The sequence below is a fragment of the Methyloglobulus morosus KoM1 genome (assembly GCF_000496735.2).
GTDB classification, from domain to species: Bacteria; Pseudomonadota; Gammaproteobacteria; order Methylococcales; family Methylomonadaceae; genus Methyloglobulus; species Methyloglobulus morosus.
In genome coordinates this window covers 1-11,397 of the sequence record NZ_AYLO01000145.1, presented here as the reverse complement: position 1 = coordinate 11,397, position 11,397 = coordinate 1, and the positions used below count along the sequence as shown (strand labels likewise).

Below are 11,397 nucleotides of genomic sequence, written 5' to 3'. Positions count from 1 at the left end.
GCTAACTATTGATTCGGCCTTGTGAAGTATTAAGTTTCCGTTCGCCTTGAGCCTGTCGAAAGGCGGTATGTGCTTCGACAAGCTCAGCACGAACGGTTCAGACATTAAAAGGCCGAATCTATAAGAATTAACCATTACATCCGCTCATACTGAGCCTAGAGGAGAAAACCATGGTCAATACCAACCAAATTAAACCCGATATGCCCGTTGTATGTTCCGAAGACGGTCAGTTTGCCGTTGTCGGTAATGTTAATACTGAAATAGATAAAACCTAAAGGGGGTGAATTGCACGATAACAAGGAATCTATGGGGATTCCGCGAGTCGAATCATCACAGAAAATCTTTACTCATTTCTGGGGATTCAAATGGACACTTCAACACACAACCTGCACATGTTATTTTGTCAATTAGGTTTAGCTGACGAAGCAGGACAGATTAATGCGTTTATTGAATTGCACAGGCCGTTACCCAGCAATATTAACTTGGCTGAAGCAAATTTCTGGAACAAAGCACAGGCGGCGTTTCTGTCTGAAGCCATAGCAAATGATTCAGACTGGTGCGAATCCGTGGACAAGCTCGATTGTTTGTTGAGAGCACCCTAACCTTCTAAATTTGATACTAAATTTGCAATAATCAAGGTCAAGTATGTCATCTTCCTATCCTTCAATCGCAATCTTCTACGCATTTGCTGCAAATTTAGGTGTCGCAGCTGTCAAAGCCGGTGCTGCAATCTGGACAGGCTCAGGCTCTTTATTGGCAGAGGCGATTCACTCGTCTGCCGATTGTGGAAATCAGCTATTACTATTTATCGGCATGAAACGGTCTGAAAAAGAAGCGACCCGCAAACATCCGATGGGGGTTTGGGTGGAAAGCTTATATTTGGTCGATGGTGGTGGCTTTCATATTTTTTTCTGCGGGTAGTATATTTTCAGTTTATGAAGGCTGGCTACGCTATACCCATCCCCACACCGTGGAAAATGTGGATGTCGCATTGTTCGTCTTGATGGTTGCATTGGGTTTGGAATATCTTTCTCTTAGACGAGCGTTGGCGACAATTCAACATGAGAAAGGCAAACATTCACTGTGGCGTTTGCTCGCCCACTTCGGTCAGCACTTTGGCTGTCGTGTATTTTTCCAGGGATTGGGGCAGTTCAAAAAAACCGTGTGCGCCCGTGCCGCGTGCATGGACGATGCGCTCGGGAATACGCTCATGGTCGAAATGGGTTATTTTCTCGCGTAAGATAAAGTCTTCCAGTAGCGTAGTGCCCTTTAAATTCGCTTTTAGGGAGTTTTGGTTGTCGGAAATGGGCAAACCCTGATTGGTCGTCAGCACTAGTTGGTCGCCAGTGGCAGCCTGGTGCCACTCTCCGCCGCTGCCGACTGAAACTGTTGTTTCTGTTTGCACTGAATGTGATGGTTTCCCCTTGACGGAAAGGCCCGGTACTTTTGATTTGTTCATCATGAATCTCCAATTGATCTTACGTGACGGCTAATTGCCGTCGCTACGCTGGCGTTAATGAAGTTGTCATATTTGGGTTGGTTTTACCCTAACCGTGAAATCTCTTTTAGCGTCTGGATCGGTAACAAAACGCTCATACCAGATTCGATTCACAATGAAATAATGTGATGCCTTGATTGAGGGTTCGCGATCCAGCTATATGCCATACAACGAATCCGAGAGAAATCCATGTGTTAAGTCTGCTTGCACTTACAGTGCTTTAGGCAATGTCCATAACTTTTATGTCACGGGCAGGACCCCGCCCTCTGCTGCCCAAAGTTCCTCCGTGGAATTGCAGGACAATTGAAAACGGCCTTTCATCATCGGATTGTCATGACCGTACGTGGTGATCACCTCGAGCTTGCCGTCATCCTTCTGGATCCGCACCAGCCATACCCATCCCGACCCGAACAGCTTGGCACCCTCTTCTTCGAACTGGCTCTTGAACGCTTCAACACTGCCAAAGTCACGGTTGATGGCATCACGGAACAATCCTTTGGGTTCGGCAGATGCATCAGGCCGCATGGTTCGCCAAAAAAGGCTGTGATTAACATGTCCACCGGCATTGTGGTGAACCGCGACCTTAATTTCTTGAGGAAGTTTGTTGAGATTGCACAACAGCCATAATCCAAGGGCGGCAGTTGATGCTTTTTCGGGGTTGGGTCTTTGGAAGGCAATTTTTGGTAAGCACATTCATGAGTTTTGTTCCCAATAGTTAAGTTAGATAAATAGAAAATCAATCAGACCGAAACTGCCAATTTCTGCTGGCTGGATCCTTGTTATAACTAAAACCTGCGCCATTGGATACGGTCTGGGCGCTATTTTGCATTTGTCTACCATTGACGCTAACCTTATTCCATTGTGTTTTTTGCCATTCAGCCAAGCGTTTATCAGCTTCGTCGCTGTCGATCACATAGGCCTTTTGTGTTTTGCCATAAAAGTGTTCCCGTTTGCCTTCGAGCACGTCAATTTGGTCGTCGATAAACCAAATCCATTGGTCTTTGGTAGTATTCACAAGTTCTTTTAAATATTCTGAAATTCGATCCCAGGTCATTTTGTATACCTCTCAGTGGATGGTTACATGGCAATCGATATCGCCATGCACGGCCATAAGCAAACGACAGTAGCTCTGGTTCGATGCCATTTAGGTTGGAGAACCCTTAAGCTATGTGGGCTTTGTGCCGTGGTTTAGAGGATACTGGGATTCCTGCCTTAAGTCCGTCTGTTACCGCACATAGTAAAACCATTGGAATAATCAACCAGTGTTGAGGCGTTAGGCGATAACCGAATCAAGTTCCCCCATAAAGCTGTTGCCATAAGTACGCTAACGTACAGAGGCCAGGGGGCAATTGTGTTACCGTGACCATCAATAATGGCGGCATCCTCCTTAACAAGTTCCGATAGGGGGATGAGGGTCGTCCTAGATAAGCTGTCGGATTTCCTTACAACCTCACAGGAATACATAGAATGGCGTTTACCCAAGCCGTACCGGCAACCAACCGTCTGTTAGATGCGTTACACCATAAGGATCGCGAGCAGCTGCTCACCAATTGCGAACACATGGAGCTTAATATTGGCGAAGTGCTTTACCGCGCCGGGGCAGCCATCCCGCATGTTTACTTCCCGACCGGAGGTTTCATTTCCCTATTGGCACCTGTCGACAGCTCTAATTTGGAACTAGGTTTGGTCGGCAATGAAGGCGTGCTAGGAATTACCCTCATCCTGGGTGTCGATAGCGCACCATTTACCGCACTAGTCCAGGGCACGGGGACTGCACTGCGCATAACGACAGCGTCGTTTCTCCATATTCTTGAACAGAGTGCTGAATTACACCAAGTGTTGAAGCGTTACCTCTATGTATCGATGAGCCAGCTTGCGCAGTCGGCGGCCTGCACCCGCTTCCATTTGGTCGAAGGCCGCCTTGCCCGTTGGTTGTTGATGACCAAGGATCGGGCACATTCCGACCATATCCATATTACCCACGTGTTCCTGGCCTATATGTTGGGCGTCCGACGCGTCGGGGTCACCAAGGCGGCAAACTCACTACAGCAACAAAAGCTCATTAGCTACCAACGCGGGGACATCACGATTCTCGACCATGACGGCTTGGAAGCAGCTTCCTGTGGTTGCTATCAAGCCGATAAAGAAATCTACGAGCGTATCCTGGGTAGGGTGGGGCAGCCTAGCGTTGGCGCTATGACGGGATTTCGGACGCCTCCACCACTACAGACATCACGGGAGGTTGGGGATTGGCTGTTGAGACGGTTATGAACGACCCAGAAACGGGAGGCACCGATTCGGGGTGTCTACTGACCGCCACAGGAATATAGTGGTTTCCGACCACTTGCCCGGATGTTGAATCGAACCCTTTCCATCCCGCGCCTGGCAGGTAAACTTCTGACCAGGCATGTGTTGCGCCTTGGTTATGGGGAAGAGAAGGCGAGTATTGGTAACCGCTGACAAATCGCGATGCCAGACCCAATAAACGGCAGGCTTCTATGAACAAGGTCGCAAAATCGCGGCAAGAACCTGCGCGCCTGTTTAAAGTGTTTGCCGGTGTCTGAACGCCCGGTTCCTCGCGCTGTTGGTAGGTGAATCCAGTTGCGATTGCTTTATTGATCCATTCAAGTAGAAGGTAGGTCTCAACCACTTGGCCTACGCGCCAGAATTGTTGCAACCACGTAGTCAATATAGGTCGGTCTTGGTTAAAGTTGGTTGACAGATAAGGCCCTAAATCAATGCTCTCGGCGACATCGTATTGAAAAGGGAAAAAAACCGCATATTCCGCCACCAGAAAGTTTAGTGGCTGATCATCATAATGCTGGATCACGACGCGGCTGTCGATCAAAAGTTGGTTGCTCGGTTCGAGAAAGCTAGCCTGTGCAAGGGCGTTGTCGTGCACGTCGCGCTGCCATTGCAGTTGATGGGCTGGGGCAATGGTTAACTCAGCCGATTCGATCCGGATGTCATGCCCTTCTCGGGGACGCAATAACAAATTATGTGGCAACAGGGTGACGGCATCAGCGTATTGGTAGGTTGTTACATGCTTTATTTGTAGGCGGCGCATCGTTTTCACTCCTTAAATAATTCGATGGTGTTGGCGAAGCTTATCCATAGATTTGTACAATAGTAAAAACCGCACCTAATATCTGTGCGTTATCGTACAGACCTTTCCAGGGATTTGATAGCGTATACATATTAGCAACTTATAAATTTTCGGTGTGGATGAAGTTTTAACTCCCTAAATTGAGGCCGCTTACTCAAACAATATGACGTCAAACGTTAAGAGGCCAGGGCAATAAGCTATTTGTGACTAAAGAACGCCCGTGAATAATTCCTGCTTATACCGATAAAGGCAATTTCGGGCGAAGTATATTTAGCCAGTCCCTACAGAATTCGATGTACGAAACAATGGTTGCAAAATTACAAATCTAACGTTTAAGTTTTTTGTGGAGGTTGATACTCTCAGGCTTTTATGTGCGATAACGCACCGACCTCGGTTAGCTTTCAAATTAAAATATCTTTAAGGGTTGACGTTGCCCTAACCATATACCGGAGTGCGGCTCAAAGTCGAAATGACGTGGGTAGTTTTGGTCGTGCGTGTTTGTTTACCTTAGGAGTATCGTATGAATCACCCTGTCTACACTGAATATAACATGCAAGCTTGTATACAGGCATGTAACCATTGCCATCAAGTTTGCCTGCAAACTTCCATGAACCACTGCCTGAACATGGGCGAAAATCATGTTGACGCGGATCATTTTCGGCTGATGATGAGTTGTGCTGAAATCTGCCAGACTTCGGCCAATTTTCAGCTCATTAACTCCCATTTTCATCTACGTCTTTGTGAGCTCTGCGCTCAAGTCTGTGAGGCATGCGCTGTGGATTGTGAAACGATCGGTGGTATGGATGACTGTATCGCCGCCTGTAAAGCTTGCGCCGAAAGTTGTCGGCAAATGGCGAGCATGAGTGAAAGCCCTCCTATAACTGGATTCTATCCAGATTAAGTAGCCAATGCGTTTGTTGTTGTCCACGGCAGTTGCAATAGCCTTAACGGCATGAGGCGAGGTGGCACAGTTCCCGGTTGCGGCTGGTGTCGGTGAACATCCCCAACTGCCGCCGCCCAAAACGGCCTTAATTCCCACGGTAAACAAAGCTCCGAATTGGCTGGCCTAAACACGGAAAACCGTTGGCGGCGTTAGGTTTGACTGTAAACGCCTTTGCCGTTGGGCTCGATCACCCGCGTTGGCTTTTTGTGTTGCCCAACGGCGACGTATTGGTTGCCGAAACGAACGTGCCGCCGAGACCCGAGGATGGACAGGGTATTAAAGACTGGATATGGGATGGGCGATGGATAAGGCTGGTGCAGGTGTACTCAGCGCCAACCGCATCACCCTGTTGCGGCGATGGTGTAGCGGAAACCCGGACAGTGTTCATTGAGGGGCTAAACTCGCCTTTCGGGATGGCGCTGAAGGCGATGATTTTTATGTCGCCAACACGGATGCGATAGTAAGGTTTCCCTATTCCGAAGGCGAAACACGGATCGTACAGCCAGGGACGAAGGTGTTAGGCCTGCCAGCGGGACAGATTATAGATTCGGCCTTTTAATGTCTGAACCGTTCGTGCTGAGCTTGTCGAAGCACACACCGCCTTTCGACAGGGTCAAGGCGAACGGAAACTTAATACTTCACAAGGCCGAATCAATAGCGTCAAACCCAAGTGATGAATCCTAAATTCAGCCTGTATTAAGCTAATTTATGCGATAGTTTATTTTAACAAATTAACTTTCTAAGAAAGGGGGTTTTATATGTTCAAAATGATAAAAATCATCGTCCTTTATTTGATATTCTCCTCGGTTGCATTAGCTAGTCACCCTGGATTTTGGCGGCCATATAATCCCTATTATCCACCGGTCTTACCGATTGTTCCCCCACAGCTTGGTTATGTCATGCCTCCACCCGTGCATGGGTATCCAGGGGTAATGCCTTATTACAATTATGGCTATGGGAACTATTACGGCGGGTTTCAACCTCGTTTTCGTCCTGGTCACCACTTCTATCGAGGAGGTTGGGGAGGGGGCTTCCATGGTCATCGAGGGCATCACGGTCATTAATTCAATTTTTAACATTATTTATGAAGTTGAATCATAGGTATTCAAGATAACTCGGACGTGCGATAGCCCCGCTTTTAGAAAATACAGCAGTTCGATATACGATTAAAACGAACAAAGCGTTTACTGCATTCCGAAACATTTTATCTGCAACGAGGTCTCATTTTTGATTCTACTTTAATCATATCCTTATAGATGAGGCCTCCAAATGAATCCCGACACCATCAAAGAGCTTTTGCTTTATAGCCTTGTTTTCAACTGCGGTGCTCGTCATCTGGTCGGGCGTGTTTACCTTAGCCCACGACTGGATGTACCGCTTAAATTGTCGATGGTTCAAACTTTCAGTTGAAACCTTTGACGCACTTCATTACGCAGGCATGGCGGTTTATAAAATCGGAATCTTGCTTTTGAATTCGCACCGCTCATCGCTTTTTGGCTTGTCTTTTAGGGCAGCTTTTCACGCCACCGACAACTGGCGTCATACCAATTGAACTACAAATACACTACCAAAACCAAAACGCCGTCTTCACCTATATTTAGAGTGAAGCCTTGATGCGAGATTAATTCGATAATAGAGATTTTTTATTCTGAACTTTATAACACGGCAAAATCTAACTTCTGTAAAACACGTCATCATAATTGTAAGGAAGCGTTGTATATCTGTGTTTGTGCTGGGCAGTTAAGAAACCGAAGTATTTGCCGGAGAGTTATCATGAGCATTCAAATCGAACTGCAATCCACTATTGCCGAGCTGGTCGTCACGGGCAAAGGCATTCTTGCCGCTGATGAAAGCCATCCGACTATGGCCAAACGCTTTAAAGCGATTAACATAGAGTCCACAGAAGAAAGCCGCCGCGCCTATCGCTCGTTACTGCTGACTACGCCGGATTTAAATGAATTTATCAGTGGCGTTATCCTGTTTGAAGAAACGCTCGGACAACAGGCAGACAACGGTATGCCCCTTCCAAAAGTGGTGGCCGACCAGGGTATTGTTCCGGGCATCAAAGTTGATAAAGGCACCCTTCCCATGGCAAATGCGCCGGGTGATTTAATTACTCAAGGTTTGGATGGCTTGGCTGACCGTCTGGCAGGCTACAAGGAACAGGGGGCGCGATTCGCCAAATGGCGCGAAGTGTATTCAATCGGTGTCCACAACCCGACCCAGCTTGGCATAGAAGCCAATGCTGAGGTGTTGGCACGTTACGCGGCTATTTGCCAATCCCTGGGTATCGTACCTATAGTCGAACCGGAAGTATTGCTCGACGGAGACCACTCCATCGAGCGCTGCCTTGAAGTGACTGAAGCTGTGCAACATGCGGTATTTCACGCTTTGCATAGGCATCGAGTGGAACTGGAGTTTATCGTATTGAAAGCGAGCATGATTGTGCCGGGTAAGGACGCACAACGAAAAGCAGTCCCTGATGAAATTGCCGAAAAAACACTCAAGCAGTTACGGCGTTCTGTCCCTGCCGCTGTGCCAGGGATTAATTTTCTTTCGGGCGGACAAACACCTGAGGAAGCCACGGCAAACCTTAATGCCCTGAATGCACTGGCAGGCAATTCACCATGGCAATTGAGTTTTTCCTATGGTCGGGCATTGCAGCAACCCGTGTTGCAAACATGGCAAGGAAATCCTGAAAATATTAAGGCAGCGCAAACAGCGCTCTATAAACGAGCAAAGCTCAACGGTGCAGCCCGTTATGGAAATTATTCAGCAGGGATGGAAAAGGAATAAGGTCTCACGCTATTGATGCTTTAAGTGCCGTTCTATGCAAAACTTGAGGCAATACGTGTAATAACCCCAGCTTATCCACAAGCCTTGACCTTGAATCGAGGGCTTTTGGGAATCAGCTACACAGAAGGTTCTGAACAGCAGGGTTTTGTCGTTAGCGGTTTAAATGACGAGCCACCGTTCGAAACCTAGAATTAATTGGCGAAGCAGCTACGCGTATCTCAGTTGAAATCCGTCAAAGCAACCCGCACTATGACGCCTTAAGCGAATTCTCCAGTTCTGCGTTCGTCCGCTGCAATTGCCCCATTTGAAGCTTAAACCGCCATCATTTCCGTTTTATATCGCCCCAAACCCGTATTTTCCCCGGTTTGAGGTTATTGCGGGCGTAGTCATCCCACTGCCAACAAAGCCCCTGGGCTTGGTACAGGTTCGCCAAGGCCATCAGTGAAAACACCTGCGCCGCGTTCTTACCCAGCCCCTTGTAACGGGTCTTGCGGATAAACCAATATCCGGCCGCCCCTAGTCATTTTTCAACCGGTACGGGTAGTCAATTTTCAGCCGGTATCAACACATTGATTTGGTTTTTTACGGATCTGCCCATGAAAACAGGTGGTTTTTGCAAAAGTCTCCCAATATGCTAAAGGAACCTCTGAATAAGTTGATTCCACTCATGGTTCGACACACTCACCACGAACGGAATCAACGCCTTACCGTTCGTCCTGAGCTTGTCGAAGGACTTGTTCAGAGTTTCCTAAAAGGAATATGAACGCTTAATTTGCATGGTACCTGTTTTGCATCAGTTGCAACTCAAATTCATCCAAAGGTACCGGTCTGCTGAACAAATTGCCTTGAAAAAGATTGCACCCGTGTTTCTTAAGGAATGCACACTGATCTTCCGACTCAACCCCTTCGGCAACGCACTCGATACCAAGGTTTGTGGCCACGCCGATAATGGTTTGCACAATGATTGCATCGATTTCCTTCACCCCGATATTGCGCACAAAGGACTGGTCTATTTTCAACTGATCGATGGGCAATTTTGTCAGGTAATACAGGGACGCATAGCCGGTACCAAAGTCATCCATGGCAAAACGTACCCCAATTTCCCTGAGTTGATGCATTTTGACAATGGTGTCTTCAATGTCGTCGAGCACCAGGCTTTCCGTAAGTTCAAGCTTGAGCCTGCCGGGCTCAAGCTGATGACAGAATAGAGATTCACAAACTTGCTCGACGAAATCAGGCTGATGAAACTGGGCAGCGCTGATGTTGACGGCAAGCTGCAAATCATGAAAATCTGGATTGGTTTCCCATTCTTTGAGCTGGCCGCAAGCGGCTTCCAAAACCCAGTTACCTATAGGCAATATCAACCCCGTTTCCTCGGCCAGCGGGATGAATTCATCAGGCAAAACTACCCCGCGACCAGGATGCCGCCATCGGATCAAAACCTCAGCACTAAGAATTCGACCTACTTGGTCAATCTGCATCTGGTAATAGAGTAAGAATTGGTTTTCGGCCAATGCGCAACGCAGACCCCATTCCAATGATGCACGTATTTCCAACGTAGCCTGCATGGCGGGGTCAAAGAAACGGATGGAATTGCGTCCGGCCCGTTTAGCCTGATACATAGACATATCGGTATATTTAAGAAGTTCGTCCACCGTATTCTCATGGTTCCTAAACAAACAAACGCCCATGCTTGCAGTACAATGGTATTCGTATCCTCCTAGAGCATATGGCTGGTTGATGGCAGCAAGGATCTTATTGCCGATGGCATCCGTTTGACTAGCGGCTTGCAAGCCCACTTCACTTAGCTCATTCAGTATGACAACAAATTCATCGCCACTCAGCCGTGCCACCGTGTCTACCTCGCGGAGACACCCTTGTAGCCGTTTGGCTACCTCTATCAGCAATAGGTCCCCGATGTTATGGCCTTTTGTGTCATTGAGTATTTTGAAGTTGTCGATGTCGATAAACAGGACAGCACCGTGATTAGGATTGCGCCCAGAAATAGCGAGGGACTGTTGTAAGTGGTCGTAGAGCAGTCGGCGATTCGGCAAGTTAGTGAGAGGATCGTAGAAAGCTAGACGCGCCACCTCGTGTTCTGCTTGCTTGCGCGCAGTCTCGCGGGAAAAGTTGTCCAGTGCGAAGCTAATTTCCCTCGACATTTCACTCAGCAAGTCACGTGCTGCATAGTCGAAAGCATTGGTTTCATTGGCATATAGAATGAAAGCCCCGATAACAACACCGTTATGATGTAGAGGTAGCGATGCCGATGCCGATGCTTCCCAGCCAGTATGTACGACTTGATCATGCCAAGGTATAGTAATTGGGTCGTTGATAAAATCTTGGCACCAGTACGGTTGTTCAGTACGAATAGCGACACTGGTAGGGCCGTTTCCATAAGGGTTGTCGACATCCAGGGAAATATCGACATGTTGCAGGATTTCTGCACCTTCACCGAAATAGGCGGCAGGCCGTATCATGTGGGTGTCGGGGTCGATAAGGCCGATCCACGCCATCTTCATTCCGCCTAATTGTACCGCAGCGTGGCATATTTCCAGGAATAACTCATCTTGGTTGACGCAATGTACGATGGCATTGTTGCAACGGCTTAAAGCGGCATAAAGCTGCATTTGACGCTGGACTTTTGCTTCGGCGGCTTTACGCTCGGTAATATCACGGGCAATACCGAGAACTCCGATCAGTTTTCCAGCCTGGTCTGCTATCGGTGTCTTCAAGATTTCGAATAAGCCGCGATAACCGTCATCAGTGAAGGCAAGCCACTCCTCTTTGGCGATGGTTTTGCCAGCCAACATAGTATCGCGGTCGTTCTGGCGGATGCAATCGGCCCGCGTCTTTTCCACGAAGTCATAGTCCGTCTTACCGATAATTTCAGCCTCTTTGGCACCATAAAAATGTTCGAATTGCCGGTTGCAGGCCAGGTACACGCCTTCCGGGTCTTTTAACCAGATGAGGTCGGGAATCGTGTCCAGCAGGGTACGCAGATGTACATTTGCGATAATCAGGTCGTCCAGGCTCGCGCTGAGCCTTTTCTCG

General features: G+C 47.9%; 13 protein-coding genes and 1 pseudogene. 8 read left to right on the top strand and 6 right to left on the bottom strand.

Features of this window, described 5'->3' with window-relative positions:
• Positions 1 to 365: 365 nt before the first annotated feature.
• From MGMO_RS17145 to MGMO_RS21180, 3 genes and pseudogenes are all read left to right on the top strand, one after another.
• Complete coding sequence (locus MGMO_RS17145) at positions 366 to 602, top strand: DUF2789 domain-containing protein (RefSeq protein WP_023496337.1); 237 nt, start codon at positions 366 to 368, stop codon at positions 600 to 602.
• A gap of 43 nt (positions 603 to 645) precedes the next feature.
• Entirely contained in the window at positions 646 to 921 is a 276-nt protein-coding gene (locus tag MGMO_RS20715; RefSeq protein WP_023496336.1) for a cation transporter, read from the top strand.
• A pseudogene (locus MGMO_RS21180) lies at positions 887 to 1,006 on the top strand (cation diffusion facilitator family transporter); the annotation flags it as partial. The gene MGMO_RS20715 and the pseudogene MGMO_RS21180, both read left to right, overlap by 35 nt.
• A 72-nt stretch (positions 1,007 to 1,078) precedes the next feature.
• Here MGMO_RS21180 and MGMO_RS17135 read toward each other — a convergent pair.
• The 3 genes from MGMO_RS17135 to MGMO_RS17125 all read right to left on the bottom strand — a co-directional run bounded on the left by MGMO_RS17135 (position 1,079) and on the right by MGMO_RS17125 (position 2,552).
• Positions 1,079 to 1,462 (bottom strand): catalase, encoded by a 384-nt coding sequence (locus MGMO_RS17135; protein ID WP_321163129.1) that lies wholly within the window; start codon positions 1,460 to 1,462, stop codon positions 1,079 to 1,081.
• A 276-nt stretch (positions 1,463 to 1,738) separates the two neighbouring features.
• Positions 1,739 to 2,191 (bottom strand): superoxide dismutase, encoded by a 453-nt coding sequence (locus tag MGMO_RS17130; protein ID WP_023496333.1) that lies wholly within the window; start codon positions 2,189 to 2,191, stop codon positions 1,739 to 1,741.
• 43 nt (positions 2,192 to 2,234) lie between these two features.
• Positions 2,235 to 2,552, bottom strand: coding sequence for a CsbD family protein (locus MGMO_RS17125; RefSeq protein WP_023496332.1), 318 nt, complete (start codon positions 2,550 to 2,552; stop codon positions 2,235 to 2,237).
• Between the two features lie 413 nt (positions 2,553 to 2,965).
• On the opposite strand from MGMO_RS17125, the gene MGMO_RS17120 reads away from it, so the two are divergent.
• The gene (locus MGMO_RS17120; RefSeq protein ID WP_023496331.1) at positions 2,966 to 3,769 is read left to right on the top strand and encodes a Crp/Fnr family transcriptional regulator; all 804 of its coding nucleotides are present in this window, start codon (positions 2,966 to 2,968) and stop codon (positions 3,767 to 3,769) included.
• Here the strand turns inward: MGMO_RS17120 and MGMO_RS17115 are convergent.
• Positions 3,693 to 4,565: a transglutaminase family protein gene (locus tag MGMO_RS17115; protein WP_023496330.1), complete on the bottom strand. Its 873-nt coding sequence runs from the start codon at positions 4,563 to 4,565 to the stop codon at positions 3,693 to 3,695. The genes MGMO_RS17120 and MGMO_RS17115 overlap by 77 nt on opposite strands.
• 769 nt (positions 4,566 to 5,334) lie before the next feature.
• A complete protein-coding gene (locus MGMO_RS20120) occupies positions 5,335 to 5,643 on the bottom strand; it encodes a hypothetical protein (protein ID WP_161808516.1) in 309 nt (102 codons plus the stop codon).
• 59 nt (positions 5,644 to 5,702) lie between these two features.
• On the opposite strand from MGMO_RS20120, the gene MGMO_RS17100 reads away from it, so the two are divergent.
• The 4 genes from MGMO_RS17100 to MGMO_RS17090 all read left to right on the top strand — a co-directional run bounded on the left by MGMO_RS17100 (position 5,703) and on the right by MGMO_RS17090 (position 8,343).
• Positions 5,703 to 6,008, top strand: coding sequence for a hypothetical protein (locus MGMO_RS17100; protein ID WP_235557318.1), 306 nt, complete (start codon positions 5,703 to 5,705; stop codon positions 6,006 to 6,008).
• Between the two features lie 808 nt (positions 6,009 to 6,816).
• Positions 6,817 to 6,957, top strand: a complete 141-nt coding sequence (locus tag MGMO_RS20115) for a hypothetical protein (protein WP_023496327.1) — start codon at positions 6,817 to 6,819, stop codon at positions 6,955 to 6,957.
• On the top strand, positions 6,893 to 7,099 hold the full coding sequence (locus MGMO_RS21175) for a DUF6868 family protein (RefSeq protein ID WP_407656543.1): 207 nt from the start codon (positions 6,893 to 6,895) through the stop codon (positions 7,097 to 7,099). Before MGMO_RS20115 ends, MGMO_RS21175 begins: the two co-directional genes overlap by 65 nt.
• A 221-nt stretch (positions 7,100 to 7,320) precedes the next feature.
• A complete protein-coding gene (locus tag MGMO_RS17090; RefSeq protein WP_023496326.1) occupies positions 7,321 to 8,343 on the top strand; it encodes a class I fructose-bisphosphate aldolase in 1,023 nt (340 codons plus the stop codon).
• A 767-nt stretch (positions 8,344 to 9,110) separates the two neighbouring features.
• On the opposite strand, the gene MGMO_RS17085 is transcribed toward MGMO_RS17090, so the two are convergent.
• A partial coding sequence (locus MGMO_RS17085) for a bifunctional diguanylate cyclase/phosphodiesterase (protein WP_036308577.1) occupies positions 9,111 to 11,397 on the bottom strand: 2,287 nt, incomplete at its 5' end.